The organism is Lacrimispora xylanisolvens, from assembly GCF_002934545.1.
Taxonomy (GTDB): Bacteria; Bacillota; Clostridia; order Lachnospirales; family Lachnospiraceae; genus Lacrimispora; species Lacrimispora xylanisolvens.
This window is the reverse complement of record NZ_PTJA01000004.1, coordinates 125720-148752: the sequence shown is the minus strand read 5'-3', so window position 1 is coordinate 148752 and position 23033 is coordinate 125720. Positions and strand designations below refer to the sequence as shown.

The following is a 23033-nucleotide window of genomic DNA, read 5'->3' as shown; positions in this document are numbered from 1 at the left end:
AATATTACATGAACGAAAAAAATGCAGTCTTTTGTAGTATAATCACCACAATGGAAACAGGAAGGGAGGAGATAGGATTTTTACTGCAATTGCATTTATCGTAATTGGATTGCTTCTGGTATTTATGCCATATGAAAAATTTCTTGAAATTTTTCCGGCAGCCAAATCCAAAATAATGATTAAAGTTTTAGGGGGCTTTTTTCTGATTTTTGGTTTTGGTTACATATTACTGGCGCTGTTCGTGTAAGATACAATTTTTACAGTTCAGTATTGGAATATCAATATCATATGCAATCAGAACATGTATGAAAAACTGTGATTTCAATCATTATATATGATCGGAAAAACAACAAAAGAAAGGAGCAGAGGAGACAAATTTCCCTGCTTCTTTCTTTGTTGTATAGCAGGTCTAAATTAGTTAAAGTTAGAGAAAAGGTAGAGGAAAATATGCAGCGGCGCTAGCCATCGCGCTAGAAATCTGGTACAATGGAAAAAAAGGAAAAGGAGCATAAAAATACGATACATGGATAAACATCAAGTACTCAGGCACTATTTCGGTTACGACAGTTTCCGGGAAGGGCAGGAAATACTGATTGACAGCATTCTGGCAGGGAGAGATGCCATGGGGATTATGCCGACTGGTTCAGGTAAGTCTCTTTGCTTTCAGGTTCCGGCTCTTATGAGAGAAGGAATTACTTTAGTTATTTCCCCTTTGATTTCCCTGATGAAAGATCAGGTCGCTTCACTCAATCAGGCAGGCATTCACGCCGCATATCTTAACAGTTCTTTAAGTTCAAGTCAGTATATAAAAGCCCTCGCTTATGCACGGGAAGGGCGCTATCCCATTATTTACGTTGCACCGGAACGGCTTTTGACCGAAGAATTTTTGGATTTTTGTTTAAACGTCCGGATTTCTATGGTGGCAGTGGACGAAGCTCATTGCGTATCCCAGTGGGGACAGGACTTTAGACCCAGCTATTTAAAGATTGTTGATTTTATTGAAAAACTTCCAAAACGACCGGTGATCAGTGCTTTTACTGCTACGGCGACAAAGGAGGTTCGTGAAGATATTATTGACATTTTAATGCTTCAGGATCCGGCTGTTGTATCAACTGGTTATGACAGACCCAATCTTTATTTAAGTGTGCAGTCTCCGAAGGATAAGTATGCCACCATGAAAAATTTTGTGGAGAGACATCCCGGACAGTGTGGAATCATCTATTGTCTCACCAGAAAGATGGTGGAGGAAGTCTGTGGGAAATTAAACAAAGAGGGATTTTCTGCAACCAGGTATCATGCAGGACTAAGTGATGCAGAACGCAGAACCAATCAGGATGATTTTATTTATGACAAGAGCCTTATTATGGTGGCTACCAATGCCTTTGGAATGGGTATTGATAAGTCCAATGTCCGCTATGTCATTCATTATAATATGCCAAAAAATCTGGAGTCCTATTATCAGGAAGTGGGACGCTGCTCCAGAGACGGGGAGCCGGGAGAGTGCCTGCTTCTTTATGGTGGTCAGGATGTAATTACCAATCAGATGTTTATTGAAAGCAATCAGGATAATCAGGAACTTGATCCCATTACCCGAAAGCTTGTGGAAGAACGGGACAGAGAACGGCTGAAAAAAATGACCTATTACTGCTTTACCAACGATTGCCTGAGGGATTACATACTCCGCTATTTTGGAGAGTATAAGGAAAATTACTGCGGGAATTGTTCCAACTGCTTAACCGGATTTGAGACTGTAGATGTGACGGATATTGCAAAAGCCATGATTGGATGTACGGAAACCAGCAGACAGCGGTATGGCGCCAACGTAATTATGGATACTCTGCATGGCGCCAATACGGCTAAGATCAGGAATTACGGTATGAATGAAAACCCCCATTATGCAGTTTTATCAAAAGTTCCTGTATACAAGCTGAGACAGGTCATGAATCATCTTCTTTTAAAGGAGTATCTGTCTGTCACCAACGATGAATATGCCATTGTAAAGCTGACGCAAAAGGCAGGTGCTGTTTTAAAGGAAGAAGAAACCATACTCATGAAGATGGCAAAAGAGGAAGCTGCTGTTTCAGAGGCAAAAGAAAACCGTAAGACAAAAAAGAGCAGTTCATCGCCACTGGATCTTTCTAAGGCAGAGGAAGAACTGTTTGAAAAATTAAGAACACTGCGGCTTAAAATAGCCAAAGAAGAAAAAGTACCGCCTTATATTGTATTTTCCGATAAAACGCTGATCCATATGTCGGTGCAAAAACCAAAAAACCGGGAAGAGATGCTATTGGTGTCCGGTGTGGGAACATTTAAATACGATAAATATGGAGAAAGATTTTTAGAAATTTTAAAATAAAAATTCTGCCAGGAACGATCTGATCTGCTTCCTGGCGGAATTTTTTTAATTGAAATGCAAACTTCTGGGCATAATGAAACAGAAAAGTTTTTAGAAACAAACAGGAGGAGCGATTATGAAGAAACCACTGGCTTTCCTATTTATTACTGCAATGATCCTGTGTCTGAATGGTTGTGGTTCCGGTATCGCTGTAAAAGAAAGCAGCAAAGCTTCCGCAGAAACAAAGGCGGAAGAAGCAGAGGCAGCGCAGGCCACAGCAAAGGCAGCCACTGCCACTACATCCACTGCAGCCACAAAGGCAGTGCGGGCAACTCCGTCAGTGCCAGAACTGGTTTTAAAGTATGGAGAAGTTAACCCTGAGGGGAATATTGATACCAAAGTTGCAGAAAAGTTTGCAGAATACGTCTATGAATTGTCTGATGGAAGAATTAAAGTTGATATATTTCCAGGGGCAGTTCTGGGAGATGAGAAAACGTCTCTTAATTCATTAAAGACAGGAAATGGTTTGCTTGATTTGTACCGCGTTAATACCAATGTACTGACCGGGTATGGGTTTAAAAAGCTGAATCTGTTTGGTCTTCCCTACATTTTTAAGAGCAGGGAAGGGATGTGGAAGGTTTTAGACAATAAGGATCTTGGCAGGGCATTTCTAAATGAAGGACAGGAGATTGGCGCCAATATGGTCGGGCTTTTCTATACAGATGAGGGTGCCAGAAATATTTTTACAACGGAGCCCATTAAAAACCTTGCTGATTTGAAAAATAAAAGAATCAGAGTCCCGGAATCCGTTCTTATGATGGATACCATATCTGCGCTGGGAGCACAGCCCATTCCCATGCGTTATGAAGATTTATATAATGCATTGGCAAACGGTGATGTGGAAGGCGCAGAAAATCCCATTCCGGCGTATCTTTCCAACCGATTTTATGAGGTTGCCCCTTATTATCTTCTAAGTGGACACGTTTTCAGCCCTGGAATCATCATGATGTCAGAACGAAAATGGAACACATTAAGCAAAGAAGACCAGAATCTTTTAAGGGAGGCCGGTAAAATGGCTTCGGAATGGAACAAGAAAGAAATTGTTTCTGTAGAAGAGAAACTGAAAAAAGAGATGGTGGATAAAGGAGTAACAGTAATTCCCCTGTCTCATAATGAAGAGGAAGAAGCCAGAAAAGACGAAGAAATCGTCCGGGTCAGCTTCACACCGGGACTGGAAAGATGGTTATATAAAATCATTGATATTCAAAAATAAGAATAACAGGTGGAAAAATCTCACCTGTTATTCTTTTACATACCGGTAAATAATCGATGGCCGGCCACCAGTGGTATAATCGATGTCACTGACAATCTGCTTTTTATCCAGAAGATAATTCATATATCTGCGTACAGTTACCCTTGATAAGTGAACCTCCTCTGCAACGGTTTCACTGGTGAGTGAATCTGCAGGGTGTTCTTTCATATACGATAAAATGGTATCCAGAGTTTTTTCCTGAAGACCCTTTCGAAGCACCTCCTGCTGAGAGGCAGTGCCTGCAGAAACCTCAAACAGGGAATCCAGCTGCTCCTGAGAGAAAGTCTCCTGCTTAAGCAGTTCCTGATGTTCCATGAACCGTGCCAATGCGTGATTAAAACGAACATATTCAAAAGGCTTCACCAGATAATCAATGACTCCAAGGCCCAGCAGCTTCTTTACATGAGAAGCATCAGTTGCAGCCGTAACCATGATGACATCGATGTGCTTATGCAGCTTTCGTATTTCAGTAAGAAGTTCCACTCCACCCATTACCGGCATGTAGACATCCATAATTGCCAGATCTGCGGTATGGTCCTTTAAATAATTAAGAGCATCTTTCCCATTGGAAAACTGGCCGGTTACCTTTAGATATTTGTTTAATTCCACATATTGTCTGTTAATAGAAGCTACCATGGGGTCATCCTCTATAATGATTACCTGATACATGATGATCCTCCTCTGTAAAGGTGATTGTAAATGAAGTACCTGTATTTTCTTCCGATTCCACCTCAATGATACCGTGATGCTGGTCCACCAGTTCCTTAATCAGAAACATACCCGACCCTCGTCCGTCTCCTTTGGTGGAATATCCTTTTTCAAATATCTGATCCTGAAGATCGGCGGGAATTCCCCTTCCTGTGTCATCAACAGAAAGGATGCTGCCCGATTGCCATATATTAATCCCCACTTCAATTTCTTTAATATCACAGCTTAGGTCATTTAACTCTTCAATTGCATTTTCAATCAGATTACCCAGGATGGTTATGTATAAATCCACTGGCAGGTGAAGCTCTGATTCCACACAGGAACTGTCAGGCTTGATGGTGAGGCGGATACCAAGTTCCCCTGCACGGATAATCTTACCTATTAAAAGTGCTGCGATGCTGGAAATCTGTATCTGCTTTGTTACCTCACTGACTGCAAGAGTAGATGCCATGCTTGTATTGATAATAAAATCAGTCACTTTTTTTGGCTGCCCCATCTCAATAAAACCCAGGATGATATGAAGCTTATTTTTAAATTCATGATTTAAGGCGCGGAGTGTCTCCACCATGTAACGGGCTCCGGTCAGTTCTTCTGCCAGACGGGTGTATTCCGTCTTATTACGAAAAATGGATACGGCTCCAGCAGTTTTTCCATTTTCCATAATGGGAATCCGGTTTGACATGATATGTTTGCCATTAATCATAAGGCTGATATTATATTCTGGCAAACCTGTCTGCAGGACATGTGGAAGTTTCGTTTCCGGATATAGCTCCGTCAGCTTTGTTCCGTACTCTGGCATAGTGTCCAGATCAAGTATTTTCTTTGCAGATTCATTGATAAGGATCAGTTCTCCTTCGGTATTGATGGCAAAGATACCTTCTTCCAGGGCATCCAGTACTTCCTTTCTTTCAATATGAATTTTACGGAATTCTTCCGGTTTATAACCCAGCAGTATTTTTTTCAGACGGCTATACAGCAGTTCGGAAACAATAAAACCAATGGACAACAGCATCAGTGCCAGGAGCAGAAAAACAAGCAGGATATTTCTGGTCAGCTGGGAAATACTGGCGGTCAGTACAGAAACCATTACAAAACCAATGATTTCATCCTGTTCATTTTTTATGGAAAAAAAAGCACGGCGCTGGTTTCCTAAAGTACCCTTTCCGTTTGTTATGTATGGGGCAGCTCCGTTTAATATGGCAGCCTCGTCATCTCCTACAAAAGTTTTTCCGATCAGAGCTTTGTTATTATGATAAAAGCGGATGCTGTCTTTATTACAGATGGTAACAACATCGATATAGTCCAGTTCTTTAATCAGCAGGTCCATGCGTTTGTTAAAAGCCCCGGAAGGCTGACCATTTTTTAATATATCAGCGACTTCAGGCATACCGGATATAAAAATACCAGCATTTTTTATGTTCATATCCAGAGAATTTCTTTTTGTGACCAGATTATAATGCAGTGACACACCTAAAGTCAGTAAAATAGCAAGAGTTATGCTGAAAATCTGAGAGACATAGATCTGGTGTTCCAATGGTTTTTCTTTCATGAAATACTTCCTCCAATGAGTCTATTGTATTAGATACAGGCTGGAAAATCAACGGTTATCGGGATTATGTTAAAATTATGTTAAAATCCGTTTTCTTTACTTACATAAGGTTTTAATAACGTTCACAAGATTTCAAAAGACCAGTATCGGTGATAACATACGGTTATAATATAAAGTCAACGAAAGGGAAGGGTGAAAAGTTATGGATTATAACAAACTTGCACTGGAGCTTCACGAAAAAAACAAAGGAAAAATCGAAGTAATTTCAAAGGTATCAGTAAAATGCAGAGAAGATTTAAGCACTGCCTATACACCGGGGGTGGCAGAGCCATGCAGAAAAATAAGAGATGATAAATCTGAGGTATACCGCTATACAGCAAAAGGAAATCTGGTGGCTGTGGTTACCGACGGAACGGCTGTACTGGGACTTGGAGATATCGGCCCTGAAGCAGCTATGCCGGTAATGGAAGGCAAATCTATTCTTTTTAAAGAATTTGGGGGAGTGGATGCATTTCCTATCTGCCTGGATACAAAAGATACAGAGGAAATTATCAAAACAGTCCGCTATCTTGCGCCGGGGTTTGGGGGTATCAATTTAGAAGATATTTCTGCACCAAGATGTTTTGAAATAGAACGCCGTTTAAAAGAGGAACTGGATATTCCAGTATTCCATGATGATCAGCATGGAACAGCCATTGTGGTGTCTGCGGGTATTATCAATGCATTAAAGGTGGTTGGGAAGAAAATCGATGAGGTAAAAGCAGTGATCAACGGAGCAGGATCTGCCGGTATATCAATCTGCAAGCTCTTATTATCCATTGGAATGAAAGATGTGATTCTGGTTGATAAAAAGGGTGCTCTGGCAGAAGGCGAAGAGTGGATGAATGACGCTCAGAAGATGATGGCTCAGGTTACCAATCCGGAAAATAAACACGGTGAATTAAAAGATATTATGGAAGGAAGAGATATCTTTATCGGTGTTTCCGCTCCAGGAATCGTGACTTCACAAATGGTGGCCTCTATGGCAAAGGATCCGATTGTATTTGCAATGGCAAATCCAACACCAGAGATCATGCCTGATGAAGCAAAGGAAGGCGGAGCAAGAATTATTGCAACCGGACGTTCCGATTTCCCAAATCAGATCAACAATGTACTGGTATTTCCGGGAATATTCCGGGGAGCCCTTGACGCAAAAGCGACGGATATCACAGAAGAGATGAAGATTGCGGCTGCTTATGCAATTGCCGGAATTATAAAGGAAGAGGAACTGACAGAGGAGTACATCATACCAGGTGCATTTGATGAACGTGTTGCAGCAGCAGTTGCAGAAGCAGTGAAGCAAAAAGCGGAGGAGCAGGGGGTAGTAAAATAAAATGGATAAAGTAAAAAGCATTAAGATATCCGGGATACCACTCCTCATTTATCTTGGATTTACCGCAATTACCGGAGTTTCTATCGCCATGAAATGGCTTCCGTCCGGAATGATCGGGGCGCTGCTGGTTATGATGATTTTTGGAGGATTGTTTAATATTATTGGTAATAATCTTCCCATCGTAAAAACCTTTTTGGGCGGTGGTGCAATTGTGTGTATCTTTGCTTCAGCAGGCTTGGTGTATGCGGGACTGATCCCCAATGATGTAGTAGAAAATATAGATCAGTTCATGAATAAAACAGGATTTTTGAATTTCTACATAGCAGCCTTAATTACAGGAAGTATTCTTGGAATGGACCGTACTCTTTTATTAAGAGCGGCTGTACGTTTTCTCCCGGTTGCTCTCTGCGCCATGACAGTGGCAATTTTATGCGTTGGGGCAGTAGGAGCCTTGGTGGGATATGGCTTTGTAGATGCCATCATGTATGTGGCAATTCCCATGATGGGAGGCGGAATGGGAGCGGGAGTCGTTCCTTTGTCCGGTATGTATGCAGAAGCACTGCAGACAGATAAAGCTGCAATCATATCAAGAATGATACCGGCTTCTACTCTTGGCAATGTAATGGCAATTGTAGGCGCTGGTCTGCTGGCAAAGCTTGGAGATGTGAAGCCGGCTTTAACCGGCAATGGCCGTCTCATGAGAAATCACAATTCTGACATGAATGAAAAAAAGAACTCTTCTATCACTTTGGAAGAATTGGGAATCGGTATGATCACAGCTATGTTTTTCTTCTTATTGGGTGTTATTATTAATAAATTTGTCCCTGCAGTTCACTCCTATGCATGGATGATTATTCTGGTGGCTGTCAGCAAGGCATGCGGCGTTATACCTGTAAAATTTGAAGATTCCGCCCGCCAGTGGTCTCAATTTGTTATGAAAAACTGGACCAGCGCACTTTTGGTTGGAATTGGAATTTCTATGATTGATTTAGGTGCAGTTGCCCAGGCAGTAAGCCCCATGTATCTTCTTCTTGTATTTGTAGTAGTTGGAAGTGTTTCCGTAGGTGCCGGAATTGGCGGCTATCTGGTTGGCTTTTATCCGGTGGAGTCTGCAATCACAGCCGGGCTTTGCACAACCAATATGGGCGGAACTGGAGATATTGCGGTTCTCTCAGCAGCAAAGAGAATGGAGCTGTTGCCATTTGCACAGATAGCTACCAGAATCTGCGGCGCGCTTATTTTAATTGTAGCCAGTCTGCTGACTCAGATTTTATTTTAAATATGGTTAAGAGGGGATAAAATGATCCTCCAATGAAGAAAAAAGTAATCTTCATTGGAGGATTTTTTTAATCATTATGGAAACCAGATTGTATTGTATAAATATAAATTTTTGCGCAGTATATCTCATACTGTGTCTAAGGCGGATAAACATAAGATAAATGGTTGGTTTTAGCTGTAATGACGGTTTATCAGACGGCGTAATTTTGCAACCGCAGTATGAGATATACTGCGAAGATTGTTTGTAAGTCTATAAAGGCTTAAAAAGACGGAGAAAAAGGAGGTGCTCAATAATATTTAATTAAATGCGGGCGGATACAAAAGAGGAGACCGGATCCAGTCATCCGGAATAAATGAAAGAGGGAATGTTAAAGTGAAAAAGTGGTTTGAAGATTTAAAAGTTGCAAAGAAACTGTTAATCAGCTATCTGCTAATTGTTGCATTTACCATGATAATAGCAGGTGCAGGTATTTTTACATTGCTGCATTTTACCGGGAATGTGGCAGCTATCATAATTGTAATTGCATTAATTTCTGTTGTTTCTGTGATTCTTTCCTTATATCTTTCCAGTTATATGTCAGATATTATTGCCTATCCCCTTTATATATTTGAGTCATTTGCCAGTATGGTGGCTGTGGGAGATTTTGGAGTAGAAAAAATCGCAGGGGAAAAAGAAAGAGGCTGGGCTTCCAGGAAAGATGAGGTCGGCGGCCTCGCCAGTGCTTTTGACAAGATGATTATTAGCAACATTGAACTGGCCCGGACGACAAGGGCCATTGCAGACGGTGATTTAACAACTGTTGTTACCATTCGCTCCGAAGAGGATATCCTTGGGAAAGCACTTGCAGAACTGGTTGAAAAATTTCACAATCTGGCTTCTTCCATTACTACCATAGCAGAACAGGTTAATTCCGGATCAGGGCAGGTTTCTGACGGTGCCCAGGCTCTGTCCAGCGGAACAACAGAACAGGCAGCAACTCTGGAGGAGTTAAATGCTTCCATTGGAAATGTGGCTGATCAGGCAACAAAAAATGCAAGAAGCGTTGAAAAAGCAGCTGATTATGTAAATCAGGCAGGTCAGGGCGTTATGGAAAGCAACGAATATATGCAGGAACTAAATACTGCCATGAAAGAGATTGGGGAGTCTTCCCAGGAAATATCAAAGATTACCAAGCTTGTGGAAGATATTGCATTTCAGACCAACATTCTTGCACTCAATGCTGCTGTAGAAGCTGCCCGTGCCGGTGATGCCGGGAAAGGTTTTGCGGTAGTTGCTGATGAAGTCCGTAATTTAGCGGCGAAATCGGCGGATGCAGCAAAGCAGACAGCTGATCTGATTCAAAAATCGGTATCAATGGTATCTCATGGGGAACGTCTTGCTGATGATACACTAAAGCTGTTATTTACGGTGAAAGATAAGGCTTTGATGGTGGAACAGGCAATTGGTGAAATTGAATCAGCGTCTACCGAGCAGGCGGGAGCAATTGAACAGATTAATCAGGGATTGTCCCAGGTTTCTGCAGTCGTTCAGACCAATGCGGCTACTGCGGAAGAAAGCTCTGCAGCCAGTGAAGAACTTGCTGCACAGGCTGAAATACTGCAGCAGGAAGTTAGAAAATTCAAGCTGCATGAGGAATATTCCAGTCATGGCAGGACAGAGTCAGGAAGGATCGTTGACGAGTCCAGGCATGTGGCAGCAGGTTCAAATGTAAAGTATTGATGTTTCAGGAATAAAGGAGAAGTGAATCAGGGCTGAAAACCGACGGGTGGTTTTTAACCCTGATTTTGTGTTATTTATCTGGAACAAATAACAAAAGCTATGCTATACTTGGTACAGAAAAAAGGGAGGGACTGTAATAATATGATGGAACAATCAATGCTAAATGGCCGTATGCTGACCGGAGGTGGGGGAGTCAAGGAGCACTATAATACACAGCTTTTGTATTTCACCTCTTCGTCTGTCAGCGAGAATGACGAAAGGATCTATATGATCTGTGACAAAGGAGGAAATCCCAACGTCATGGTTAAAGATTTACTGACAGGCGAAGAACGGTTTCTGACTGAGAATAAAAAGGGAATTTTAAAGAGCTACGTGTATTTTGGAGGTACATTGAATCAGGGGCTTGGAAAGGCCAGTGTATGCCTGGACAGCAAAAGGGACGTGGTTTATTTTATTCAGGATGATAAGATCTGCAAGACGGATTTAACCGGTACAGTTACTGTTTTAAATAAAGTACCATCAGGAAGAATGACAGCATTCACCCATGCCAGTTCAGATGGAAAATATCTCTGTGTTCCCATGACAGATGGCAGATGCCTGGATTTTGATCCGGAAACGGAAGGCTGTGGACTGGACAAAAGACCAGTTTATAATATTGATGGCCGCATTCAGGAAGAAAATTTAAACAGTTACTTATGTGTCTACGATACCCATACGGGCGATTTGGTGTATGAGAAGGTGGTAGAAAAGTGCTGGATTACCCATGTTCAGTTTCATCCACAAAATTCGGATCTGATTATGTACAATCACGAATGGGCCTCTTTTGACTGTGGAATCCGCAGAATCTGGCTTTATGATCATAGCCGGGACACTCTGATCCCAGTAAGAAATGAAGGAAGTGATACACTGGGGAGACCAGAAGGCTATTTAAGAAGCAGAAACGACTGGGTCTGCCACGAGATGTGGAGTGATGACGGGGCAAGTATAATCTATCATGGAAGCTATGCAGGAGGCCCCGCCATGGTCGGAAAATATGAACCGGGTACAGGGAAATACTGGGAGATTGCTCTTCCTGACAGTTATAATGCATATGGACATTTTACCATGGATCATGATGGAAATCTGGTGTGCGACGGATATTTTAAATATCCCTGGGAAGTTAAAAAAATAAGGGAAAACAGTACGGATAATGGACCGGATCCACATAAAAAAGATGCGGAATACATCTGCCGGGTACTGGTCGACTGGGAGGGTGGAGAGTTGAAATGGATTCCTCTTTGCAGGCATGAAAGTGACTGGCTGGGACAAGATGCCCACCCCCATCCAATCTACAGTCACTGGGGGGACCGTATATTTTTTAACAGCCGCATGAATCAGAATGTAAATGTATACTGTGTGTCCACCTTCTGTAAAATATAAATTCTTTATGGTATGATAGGTAAAAAGAGAAAGGAGGCAGAAGGATGAAGTTCTTTCATTTGTCCGATTTACATATTGGCAAGCAGTTAAATGGCTATAGCCTGAAAGAAAATCAGGAGGCTGTACTAAACCAGATTGTTAATTACGCAGTCACCGAAAAACCCGATGTGATATTAATCTGCGGTGATATCTATGACAAGACAGCTCCTTCGGCAGAAGCTTATACCCTGTTTGGGGGATTTTTAAATGCCCTTTCCATGATCCAGCCGCAGCCTTCCGTTCTCATTATTGCTGGAAACCACGATTCTCCGGAACGGCTTTCCTATGCAGGCCCCTTTCTGGAGAAGCATTCCATCCATTTGTCGGTGATGCCGCCCCAAAATCAGGACGAATACTTAAAAAAGGTGGTGCTATCCGATCAATATGGTCCGGTTAATTTCTATCTGCTGCCTTTTTTAAAGCCCGGTTACGTAAGAAATTTATTTCCCGACAGTCAGCCGGAAGGATATGAAAATGCCATTAAAGGGGTTCTGGAAAGAGAAGCCATAGATACCAGGGAGCGGAATGTTCTTTTGTCCCATCAGTTCTATACTGGAGGAAGCACTGACCCGGAAACCTGTGAATCGGAGCAGGCAGTCATAATTGCAGGTGGTCTGGACCGGGTAAATGTTTCCGTGCTCCCTCCCTTTGATTATGTGGCACTGGGTCATCTTCACGGTCCCCAAAAGGTTTCAGCAGACTGGATTCGTTACTGCGGGACTCCTTTTAAATACTCCATCAGTGAGGAACACCACAGGAAAGGCATCACTGTTATAGAAATGGGTGCAAAAGGGGAATCACCTGTTTGTGAAGTTCTACCTCTTAGCGGAATTCAGGATGTAAGACGTGAGAGAGGAACACTGAAAGAGGTTCTAAGCCGTGCAGATGAGAAAAACCGGCATGATTTTGTCAGTGTTACGCTGACCGATGAGGATGAGCCATACCGGATCAGGGAACAGTTGAAGGAAGTATATGATTATCTGCTGGAACTGAAAGTGGATAATGTACGCACCAGGGAAAAGATGATGGAGGAAGAGGAGCGAGTGTCTGTATTAAATCCACTGGAAGCGTTCCTACAGTTTTATAAAGCTGTAAGCGGGGAAGAGATGACCAAGGAAGCTTATGAAGCCATGGAAAAAATTGTCCAGGAAGCAAAGGAGGAGGAAGGATTATGAAACCGCTGGAACTGACAATGTCGGCATTTGGTTCCTACAAAGATTTGGAAACAGTGGATTTTCAGATTGCAGGTCATGGAATCTTTCTCATTACGGGAGACACCGGCTCTGGAAAGACTACAATTTTTGATGCTGTTTCCTACGCTCTTTTTGGAGAAACCAGCGGACAGAGAAGAGAACCCTCCATGATGCGCAGCCAGTATGCAGAGGATGACAGGGAGACTTTTGTTACCTTCCGCTTTTTGGAACAGGGGGAAATCTATGAAATTACAAGAAGTCCTTCCTATCTAAGAAGCAGTAAGAGGAAAAACAAAGACGGAGAATATACTAAAATATCAGTTCCTGCGAAGGCTTCCCTGATTCTTCCTACCGGACTTGAATATGCCGGAAATATCCGGGATATTAACCAGAAGATAGAAGAAATTATAGGAGTGGATTTAAGTCAGTTTTCCCAGATTGCAATGATTGCACAGGGAGACTATTTAAAGCTTCTTCTTGCCACCTCCAAAGAAAGAAAAGAAATCTTTTCCAGAATTTTCAATACTGGAATTTACAGCCGGATTCAGTATAAGTTAAAGGAAAAAAATAATTTCTATGCAGGAAAGCTGGAGGACAACAGGAAGCTTTGCGCTCATGAGACAGGAAATCTGGAGCTTTTGCATGACAGCGTACAGAAAGATGAGTGGTTTCAGCTTCTGGAATTTCCGGAAACGAAAATAGAGGAGATCATAAACCAGGTATCTGTTATTCTTAATGAAATTTACGTTAAAGAAAAGCAGCTTTCTGAGGAGAGGGAAAAAGGCAGTGAAACTCTTTCCATAGTAGAACAAAAACGAAATCAGGCGATGGAACAGAACCGTCTGTTTGATAAATTAAATGAGGCCGCTGACCGATTGGAGGCACTGAAGCTTCAGAGGGAAGGCTGGGAGCTAAAAAGAGAACGCCTTGCCACAGGGGAACGGGCAGAAAAAGCATATACGGCAGAGATTCAGTATAAGGACAGAAAAAACGACTGGGAAGCAGCCGGAAAACGGGAAGCCGAGCTTGAGGAAGAGCTTAAAAAGACAGGGGAAATACTAGCTGTTGTAAAAAAAGCTGCGGTGGAAAGTCAGGAAGCATCAGAAAAAGAAGTTCCAAAGCTTACTATTTTATTAGACAGGCTTAATTCTTCCATGCCTTTGTACCAAGACTGGAAGAAGATGGAAGAAACATGCCGGATCAATAAACGTGTTGAGGACCAATCCCAGAAACGGTTTCTGGAAGCTGAAAAAGAACTGGACAGGGTCAGTCTGCGCTTAAAAGAATATGAAAAAAGACAGGAGTCTCTGACAGCAGCAGCTGCAAAACTTTCTGACTTAAAGGAACTGACAGGCCAGTTTACGAGAAAGGAAGAAGCGTTAAAGAACCTTCTGCTGGCATTAAAACAGTACAGGGAAGTTCAGCTGGAAGTATCCCAATTAAGGCTTTCTGAGAAGGAGGCACAGACTGAATACGAAGAAGCACAGTCTAGATATGCCATTCTCTATCAAAGCTTTTTTGAACATCAGGCAGGCCTGCTGGCAAAGGATTTAAATGACGGGACTGCATGTCCTGTATGCGGCTCCATCCACCACCCACAGAAAGCGAAGTTTTATGAGGACAGCATCACAGCTGAAATGGTAGATGAAGCCAGGATTAAGAGAGATCAGGCAAATGAACGACGATCGGAAGCAGCACTTCTTACGATACGAAGATATGAAAGCTGTCGGCACCAGGAAGAATGGATAAAAAAAGAAGCCAGTTTATGGTTTGATCCAAGCATTGATCTGGATTTAATGGAGGAGCGTTTCTTACTGGAAGAGAAGGAAACAAAAGACCTGTTAATGAAAGCACGGGAGGAAGAAAAGAAGGCGAAAGAAGCAGAAGCCGGTTTGAAGGAACTGATTGAAAGCAGGCAGGCGGATGGGCTGCGTATGGCAGAACTGGAGCAGATAAAGGAGAAGCTAAGGAGTGAGTGGCAGGATAAGAAAGTGGAGAATTCTGCTTTATTTGCACAGCGGGAACAATTAGAAAAGAATCTTCCTTATCCAGATGAGAAGCAGGCCGAAATCCAGCTGGAAAAATTAAAAAACAGGAGAGACCTTTTGCTATCCCAGGAGAAACAGGCAAACGAAAAGTTTCTTTTGTTATCAGAAGAGGAACAGGAGAAAAGAGGCCGTCTTGCTTCATTAAAAGAGAACAGAGAGACCCTTCTAAGGGCCCAGGAAAGTTCAAAAAAGGTTTATGATTCCCTGCTTCGCGAACTGGGATTTTCTGATGAAACAGATTATCAAAAGGCAAAGATATCTTCGGAGCAGCTGACAGCCTGGCAACAGGAAATACGTGGCTATGAAGAGGCTTGTCTCACTGCCAGGACGATTTATAACCAGTACAAAGAAGAGACAAAAGGCCGGGAAAGAATCGATACATCACACTGGGAGGAAGAGGCTGCCGTCTTAAGGGAAGAAGAAAAACAACTTCAGTTGAAATTGGCAGAAATAGCAGGGATCAAAAGCCGGACAGAGCGGACAGAAAGTAATTTAAAAAAGCTTTTTAAGGAACGGAAAGAACTTGAAAAGCAATACCAGCTGTATCACAGTTTAAACCAGACAGCCAATGGAAAGCTTTCCGTCAGTCTGGATTTTCAGACTTATGTTCAGCGTCAGTATTTTAATCAGATGGTGCATGCCGCCAATAAGCGGTTAAAAATCATGTCTGACGGTGAGTTTTTACTCCAGTGCCGGGATTTAAATGCGCTGGGAAGACAAGGGGAGGTGGGACTGGATCTTGACGTGTACAGCCTGTCAACCGGGCAGCTGCGGGATGTGAAAACATTGTCTGGAGGAGAATCTTTCATGGCAGCACTGGCCATGGCTCTTGGAATGGCAGATATTATTCAAAGAACAGCAGGAAATGTACGGATGGATGCCATGTTTATTGATGAAGGCTTCGGATCATTAGATGAGGAATCCAGATTAAGAGCAGTGCGGATACTTTTGGAACTTGCGGGAGAACACAGACTCATAGGAATTATTTCCCATGTAAGTGAATTAAAAGAGCAGATTGATAAAAAACTGATTGTTTTAAAAAACGAGAGCGGCAGTAAAATCCGGTGGGAGCTGGATCACCTGTCCTGCCTTTGATAAGTGGTGGAAGCGGGAGACTGGGAACATAAAAGTCAGTTTTCCCGCTTGCTTTTTCGCTATTCTCTTATTTTTTTCTGGCCTTCAAACAGCAGGTTTAGCAGATTATCGAAGTCCTGGTCCCCCAGTGGTTCCAGTTCTGTGATCAGTTCATGAAGCAGGATGGGGTTTGGATTTTCTTCATCAAAAAATTCCCTTGGCGATATCCCTAAATATTCACAAATCAATAGAAAGTGGTCCATTGATGGTGTGTTATTTTTGGATTCTATATCGCTGATGTAATCTTCCGCCTGTCCCAGTGAAAGACTCATTTCTCTGGCAGATATGCCTTTTTTTGTCCGAAGCTGTGCCAGCCTTAACGGTATGTAATTTTCATCCATTGGTATCATTCTCCTTCCAAAAACTTAATATTATAATTATAGAAGACTATTGGCTATGATTCAATAGAAAACAGATATTATTTTTTTTATTATGTAAATTTTCGCAAAAATAATGTTTGTTTATTAAGAACAAATCGGGTAATAAAGGAATAGACGTAACACATGTTTTGTTTTATAATGGATAGGATCATGCAAGAGGGAATCCGCAGTTAGAAAGGAAGATACCATGTTAAAGTGTGAAAGAACCAGTGTTATGAACATAGAAAACGCCATACGTGGTGCAAGAAACCCAATGAACAGCTGGGACCGTATGGACAGCGAGTATAATGAGGAAGGGGAATATATACTGGGGCCAAATGATCTGGGACTTGCCAGGCGGTTAAGAAAAGCTGGCAGTGATCATAGAAAATTTATTCGTCAGATCTTTGTTTCAGTAGATGTGACTGCTCCTATATACTGGTGGAAGGAATACGATACCTATAAGGTATCCACTGTAGCGAATTCTACAAGTACCATGCATAAGATGCATTCAAAACCATTTGATATGGACGATTTCAGCCATGATCATATGACAGAGGGAACCCTTGCCTTTATGGGAAGTGTTGTGGAAGAATTAGAAAAGATTCGTCTGCGTTATATAGAAACAAAGAACAAGGAAGACTGGTATGACATGATTCAGCTTCTTCCTTCCAGCTACAATCAGATGCGCACCTGTACATTAAATTATGAAACTTTAATCAACATCTATTTTGCAAGAAAAAGCCACAAATTACAGGAATGGCATACATTCTGCAGTTGGATTGAAAGCCTTCCTTATGCAAAGGAACTGATTCTTGCAGAGGAAGAATAAAAGGTGGACATGCTTATGAATTTAATAGTAGCAGTGGATAAAAACTGGTCCATTGGAAACCAGGGGCAGCTTCTGGTAAACATACCGGAGGACAAGCGGATGTTCCGTGAGGAAACTCTTGGAAAAGTAATTATCATGGGCCGCAAGACATTGGAGAGTTTTCCGGGGAAACAGCCATTATATGGAAGAACCAATATCGTGCTAACCAGAAATACCGGTTATAAAGTGAAAGGCGCTACCATCTGCCACAGCATAGAAGAAGTGATGAAAGAGCTTGAAAAGCATCCTAGTAAAGAGTGTTTTGTCATTGGCGGACAGAGTATCTATGAACAGTTCCTTCCGTACTGCCATACAGCTCATGTGACATATATAGACTATGCATACAGTGCAGATACTCATTTCCCAAATCTGGATCAGGACACCGGCTGGGAGATGTGTGCTGAAAGTGAAGAACAGACATACTTTAATTTGTGTTATACGTTCCGCATGTACCAAAGGACGGGTCAATCGATAAAAAAATAATGATATTTTTTATTTTGTATTGTCTTTGATATTTAAAAATGATAATATGGAACGAGTACCATTTCACCTGATTGTCAGGATGGCTATCAGGAACGGTGCAAAGGTATATTCACGAAGACATTAGGAGGATGAAGATGTACAGGATTTTAAAAGCAGAGATGTTAGCTGACAAGATCTATCTGATGGATGTGGAAGCACCCCGGATTGCCAAAGCCTGCCAGCCTGGAGAATTTGTTATCGTTAAGATGGATGACAGAGGGGAGCGTATTCCGCTTACGATCTGTGATTATAACCGTGACAAAGGGACAATTACCATTGTATTTCAGACAGTGGGTGCCAGCACGGAAAAGATGGCTGATTTAAAAACAGGGGACAGCTTTGAGGATGTAGTAGGACCTTTAGGTAATGCATCTGAATTTGTAGAAGAAGATTTAGAAGAAGTAAAGAAACGCAACTATTTATTTGTAGCTGGTGGTGTTGGAACTGCTCCTGTTTATCCTCAGGTAAAATGGATGAGGGAGCACGGAATATCGGTTGATGTGATCGTAGGCGCCAAGACTAAGGATTTGCTGATCTTAGAAGATGCCATGAGAGAACAGGCCGGCAATTTATATGTTACTACGGATGACGGTTCCTATGAGAGAAAAGGAATGGTTACCGAAGTAATTAAGGATCTTGTGAATAATCAGGGAAAGCAGTATGACGTGTGTGTTGCCATCGGCCCCATGATTATGATGAAGTTTACCTGTCTTTTAACTAAGGAATTAGGAATTCCAACCATTGTCAGCTTAAACCCAGTCATGGTAGACGGTACAGGAATGTGCGGAGCCTGCCGTATCACAGTTGGGGACGAAGTCAAATTTGCCTGCGTGGATGGACCGGAATTTGACGGCCATAAAGTAAATTTTGACGAAGCCATGAAGCGTCAGATGATGTATAAGAGCGAAGAAGGGCGTGCAATTTTAAAAACCCGGGAAGGCGATACTCATCATGGCGGCTGCGGACAGTGTGGAGGTGACAACTAATGGACGTTTTAAAGAAAGTACCAGTCAGAGAACAGGATCCAAAGGTAAGAGCAACAAACTTTGAAGAAGTATGTCTTGGATATAATGAAGAAGAAGCAAGAGAAGAGGCCAGCCGCTGCATTCAGTGCAAGAATCCCAAGTGCGTAAAGGGCTGTCCTGTATCTATTAACATACCTGGTTTTATTAAAGAGGTGGAAGAGGGCAATATTGAGGAAGCTGCAAAAGTGATCGCACTATCCTCAGCACTTCCGGCAGTATGCGGACGTGTATGCCCCCAGGAGAGTCAGTGCGAAGGTCAGTGCATCCGCGGAATTAAGGGAGAGCCGGTTTCTATCGGCAAGCTTGAGCGGTTTGTTGCAGACTGGTCCAGAGAGCATGGAATTGTTCCGGAAGCACCTGAAAAAACCAATGGAAAGAAAGTGGCAGTCATCGGTTCCGGCCCTTCTGGTCTTACCTGTGCAGGGGATCTTGCAAAGCTGGGATACGAAGTTACAATATTTGAAGCGCTTCATGAGCCGGGCGGTGTACTTACTTATGGTATTCCTGAGTTCCGTCTTCCAAAAGACGGTGTCGTACAGCCGGAAATCGATAACGTCAGAAAGCTGGGCGTTAAGATTGAGACCAATGTAATCGTTGGTAAGTCTGTGACGATTGATGAACTTCTTGATGAAGAAGGGTTCCAGGCTGTCTTTATCGGTTCAGGAGCCGGACTTCCGATGTTCATGGGAATTCCGGGAGAGAATGCCAATGGTGTATTCTCCGCCAATGAATACTTAACTAGAAGTAATTTAATGAAGGCATTCCGCGACGACTACGATACCCCGATTGTAGCAGGTAATAAGGTAGCAGTTGTCGGCGGAGGCAACGTTGCAATGGACGCAGCCAGAACGGCTCTTCGTCTTGGCGCTGAGGTGCATGTAGTTTACAGACGAAGCGAGGCGGAACTTCCTGCAAGAGCGGAAGAAGTCCATCATGCAAAGGAAGAAGGAATTATATTTGATCTTCTGTCAAACCCCATTGAAATTCTCACCGATGAGAAGGGCTGGGTTAACGGAATGAAATGTATCAGAATGGAACTTGGAGAACCGGATGCTTCCGGCAGAAGAAGACCTGTAGAGGTAAAAGGATCTGAATTTGTCATTGATGTAGATACTGTCATCATGTCACTGGGAACATCCCCCAATCCTTTAATATCCAATACCACCAAGGGACTGGATATTAATAAGCGCAGATGTATTATTGCAGAGGAGTCTACAGGAAAGACAAGCAAGGAAGGCGTATATGCTGGAGGAGATGCAGTAACAGGTGCTGCAACTGTAATCCTGGCCATGGAAGCCGGACGTGCTGGCGCAAGAGGAATTGACGAATATCTTTCTGCCAGGAATTAATCCGGACAAATCAGGGCTGCCGCTCATTTGGCAGCCCTTTTGAAACGGAGAAAATCTTTTTATGAATAAAAAAGTAGATTTACTAAAGGGACACATCTTTACTTCGCTGACAGAGCTGGCACTTCCTATTATGGTCACCGCACTGGTCCAGATGGCTTATAACTTAACGGATATGGCGTGGATCGGTATTGCTGGCGCTTCATCGGTTGCTGCGGTGGGGGCAGGAGGTATGTATGTGTGGCTTTCCCAGGGAGTTGTTGCACTGGCCAAAATGGGCGGGCAGGTTAAAGTAGCTCATGCTCTTGGCGGAGGCAGGAAAGAAGAAGCCGCTCAATATGCATCAGGGGCACTTCAGCTTGGCATTCTGTTTTCTGTTCTTTACGGTGCTCTTTGCATATTTGGGGCAAAGCCATTGATTGGTTTTTTCGGATTGAGCAACAAAGGAATCGTAGAGGATGCACAGATATATTTAAAAATCACCTGCGGGTTGATTGTATTTTCCTATATGAATGTGATTCTGACCGGTATTCTCACAGCCATGGGAGACAGCAGAACTCCTTTAAAGGCGAATGTGGTAGGACTTGTATTAAATATGGTTTTAGATCCGCTCTTAATATTCGGAGCGGGACCGGTTAAAGGTTTTGGCGTGGCGGGGGCAGCAGCAGCTACGGTATTTGCCCAGGCAGTTGTAACACTTGTATTTATAATAGCAATCCGTAAAGACAAACTGGTATTTGATAAAGTACGGCTGATCCAGAGAGTTCCCCGGGACTATATGAGCTCTATGATCAGAATTGGATTCCCTGCGTCTGTCCAGAATTTAATATACACCAGCATTTCCATGATTTTAACCCGGTTTGTAGCTGAATTTGGTGATACGGCAGTTGCGGTACTCCGGGTAGGCGGGCAGATTGAATCCATCTCATGGATGACTGCAGATGGTTTTGCAGCTGCCATTAACTCCTTTGTGGGTCAGAATTATGGAGCAAAGCAGTATGGGAGAGTAAAAAAAGGATATTTCACAGCAGTGGCAGTCATGTTTTTCTGGGGATTATTCTGCACATTTTTGCTGATTGTTTTTCCGAAGCAGATATTCGGACTATTCATACATGAGGCAAATGTAATTCCTATGGGAGTGCGCTATCTTGTTATTTTAGGTGTCAGCCAGATGTTTATGTGTGTGGAGCTTACCACGGTAGGTGCGCTCTCAGGGCTTGGAAAAACCTTGCTCAGTTCTGTAATCAGTATTGTGTTTACCACAGCAAGAATTCCTCTTGCCATGTTCTTAGGAAGTACATTTCTGGGACTTGACGGAATCTGGTGGGCCTTTTCTATATCCAGTATCATAAAGGGAATTCTGTTTTTCCTGTGTTTTATTGTGGTATCCAGAAAGATTGGAAAACATCAGGAGAAAAAAATTCTATAAAATTTCATTTTGGACTTGAATTTTACCCTCGTTTTACGTTAACATATAGGAGGGATAAAGATAGAAAAATGCAAAGGAACTGACGATGAAACGAAAAGTACAGATTATGTATCATAAAAATGCAGGGGTATTTCGAAGACTGTTCTGCGGTATCATGATAAGTGCCATGGTCTGCACACAGACTGTTCCGGTCTTTGCGACTTCCAAGGCCGAAAAAGAAAAGCAGGAAGCTCAGAAAAAGCTGAATGAGGCCAATAAACAGGCACAGGATGCAGCCAATAAGAAAAATGCGGCTCAGAATCAGGTCTCTAAGCTTACCACTGATTTAACCGCTCTTTTATCAGATATTAAAGTCTTGGAAAACGATATGGCCAATAAGGAAAAAGAAATTAAACAGGCTGAATCGGATTACCAGGAAGCGAAGAAAGAAGAAGAGAAGCAGTATCTTGCCATGAAAAAAAGAATCCAGTATATGTATGAGAAGGGTGATACAGAATACATGGATATTTTTCTGCAGGTAAAGGATATGTCGGATCTGCTTAATAAAGCGGAATATGTGGAAGGAATCTATACATATGACCGGAAGATGCTTGTAAAATTCCAGGAGACCAAACAGCAGGTTGCTGATTATAAGGACGATCTGGAAGAGGACAAGAATGAGATGGAAGTAATGGAGCTGGAGTATAAGGATCAGAAGAAACAGCTGGAAACTCTCATTGCAACAAAGAAAAAAGAAGTCTCTAATTTTGACAGCCAGCTGGCACAGGCCAAGAAGGATGCGGATCTTTATGCTCAGACGGTAGCAAAGAAGAATGAGGAAATCCGTAAGACCAAGGAAGAAGAAGCCAGAAAAAAAGCAGCAGAGCAGGCGAGAAAAAAGGCGGAAGAGGATGCAAGGAAAAAAGCTGCCTCTAACACCGGCAGCCGAAGCACCAATAATAATAACAAATACTCCGGACCTTCTGCATCGAAAAGTACAGGGGGAACGGCTCAGGGAAGATCTGTTGCGGATTACGGTCTGCAGTTTGTGGGGAACCCCTATGTGTTTGGCGGAACCAGTCTGACAAACGGAACAGACTGCTCCGGATTTGTACAGGGTGTATACAGACATTTTGGATACTCCCTGCCAAGAAGTTCCTCCGAGCAGCGTTCTGTCGGAGCAGAAGTCCCTTATTCCGAAGCCCAGCCTGGAGATTTAATCTGTTACGCAGGTCATATTGGCATTTATATCGGGAATGGTCAGATTGTTCATGCAAGCTCTCCAGCTACCGGTATCAAGGTTGGTACAGCCACTTACCGTACCATCTTGTCGGTCAGAAGAGTGATACAATAGTGTGTAAAACAACCGGCCGGAGAGAAGGAATGGGTCAGTTT

General features: G+C 42.6%; 17 protein-coding genes. 14 read left to right on the top strand and 3 right to left on the bottom strand.

Features of this window, described 5'->3' with window-relative positions:
- Positions 1-523 precede the first annotated feature (523 nt).
- Positions 524-2356, top strand: coding sequence for a DNA helicase RecQ (gene recQ / locus BXY41_RS08710; protein WP_104436439.1), 1833 nt, complete (start codon positions 524-526; stop codon positions 2354-2356).
- A 115-nt stretch (positions 2357-2471) separates the two neighbouring features.
- Positions 2472-3608: a TRAP transporter substrate-binding protein gene (locus BXY41_RS08705; protein WP_104436438.1), complete on the top strand. Its 1137-nt coding sequence runs from the start codon at positions 2472-2474 to the stop codon at positions 3606-3608.
- 27 nt (positions 3609-3635) lie between these two features.
- On the opposite strand, the gene BXY41_RS08700 is transcribed toward BXY41_RS08705, so the two are convergent.
- The gene (locus BXY41_RS08700) at positions 3636-4316 is read right to left on the bottom strand and encodes a response regulator (protein WP_104436437.1); all 681 of its coding nucleotides are present in this window, start codon (positions 4314-4316) and stop codon (positions 3636-3638) included.
- Entirely contained in the window at positions 4288-5904 is a 1617-nt protein-coding gene (locus BXY41_RS08695; protein ID WP_104436436.1) for an ATP-binding protein, read from the bottom strand. Before BXY41_RS08695 ends, BXY41_RS08700 begins: the two co-directional genes overlap by 29 nt.
- 202 nt (positions 5905-6106) lie before the next feature.
- On the opposite strand from BXY41_RS08695, the gene BXY41_RS08690 reads away from it, so the two are divergent.
- From BXY41_RS08690 to BXY41_RS08665, 6 genes are all read left to right on the top strand, one after another.
- Complete coding sequence (locus BXY41_RS08690) at positions 6107-7276, top strand: NAD(P)-dependent malic enzyme (RefSeq protein WP_104436435.1); 1170 nt, start codon at positions 6107-6109, stop codon at positions 7274-7276.
- 1 nt (position 7277) lies between these two features.
- Positions 7278-8555 (top strand): 2-hydroxycarboxylate transporter family protein, encoded by a 1278-nt coding sequence (locus BXY41_RS08685; protein ID WP_104436434.1) that lies wholly within the window; start codon positions 7278-7280, stop codon positions 8553-8555.
- 372 nt (positions 8556-8927) lie between these two features.
- Entirely contained in the window at positions 8928-10274 is a 1347-nt protein-coding gene (locus BXY41_RS08680) for a methyl-accepting chemotaxis protein (RefSeq protein ID WP_242980126.1), read from the top strand.
- Positions 10275-10415: 141 nt separating this feature from the next.
- On the top strand, positions 10416-11693 hold the full coding sequence (locus tag BXY41_RS08675) for a hypothetical protein (RefSeq protein WP_242980123.1): 1278 nt from the start codon (positions 10416-10418) through the stop codon (positions 11691-11693).
- 44 nt (positions 11694-11737) lie between these two features.
- Positions 11738-12907 carry an exonuclease SbcCD subunit D gene (locus BXY41_RS08670; RefSeq protein WP_104436433.1) on the top strand — a complete coding sequence of 390 codons (1170 nt, stop codon included), beginning with the start codon at positions 11738-11740 and terminating at the stop codon, positions 12905-12907.
- A complete protein-coding gene (locus BXY41_RS08665) occupies positions 12904-16068 on the top strand; it encodes an AAA family ATPase (RefSeq protein WP_104436432.1) in 3165 nt (1054 codons plus the stop codon). Before BXY41_RS08670 ends, BXY41_RS08665 begins: the two co-directional genes overlap by 4 nt.
- Positions 16069-16127: 59 nt before the next feature.
- On the opposite strand, the gene BXY41_RS08660 is transcribed toward BXY41_RS08665, so the two are convergent.
- Positions 16128-16448, bottom strand: a complete 321-nt coding sequence (locus BXY41_RS08660; RefSeq protein ID WP_104436431.1) for a helix-turn-helix domain-containing protein — start codon at positions 16446-16448, stop codon at positions 16128-16130.
- Between the two features lie 226 nt (positions 16449-16674).
- Between BXY41_RS08660 and BXY41_RS08655 the strand changes: the two genes are divergently transcribed.
- The 6 genes from BXY41_RS08655 to BXY41_RS08630 all read left to right on the top strand — a co-directional run bounded on the left by BXY41_RS08655 (position 16675) and on the right by BXY41_RS08630 (position 22992).
- A complete protein-coding gene (locus BXY41_RS08655; RefSeq protein ID WP_104436430.1) occupies positions 16675-17298 on the top strand; it encodes a hypothetical protein in 624 nt (207 codons plus the stop codon).
- Positions 17299-17313: 15 nt separating this feature from the next.
- Positions 17314-17820, top strand: a complete 507-nt coding sequence (locus BXY41_RS08650) for a dihydrofolate reductase (RefSeq protein ID WP_104436429.1) — start codon at positions 17314-17316, stop codon at positions 17818-17820.
- A 134-nt stretch (positions 17821-17954) separates the two neighbouring features.
- Entirely contained in the window at positions 17955-18845 is an 891-nt protein-coding gene (locus tag BXY41_RS08645; protein ID WP_104436428.1) for a sulfide/dihydroorotate dehydrogenase-like FAD/NAD-binding protein, read from the top strand.
- Entirely contained in the window at positions 18845-20233 is a 1389-nt protein-coding gene (gltA, locus tag BXY41_RS08640) for an NADPH-dependent glutamate synthase (protein WP_104436427.1), read from the top strand. The genes BXY41_RS08645 and gltA overlap by 1 nt, the downstream gene beginning before the upstream one ends.
- A gap of 61 nt (positions 20234-20294) precedes the next feature.
- The gene (locus BXY41_RS08635) at positions 20295-21659 is read left to right on the top strand and encodes an MATE family efflux transporter (RefSeq protein WP_104436426.1); all 1365 of its coding nucleotides are present in this window, start codon (positions 20295-20297) and stop codon (positions 21657-21659) included.
- An 85-nt stretch (positions 21660-21744) separates the two neighbouring features.
- Positions 21745-22992, top strand: coding sequence for a C40 family peptidase (locus tag BXY41_RS08630; RefSeq protein ID WP_104436425.1), 1248 nt, complete (start codon positions 21745-21747; stop codon positions 22990-22992).
- Positions 22993-23033: the final 41 nt, after the last annotated feature.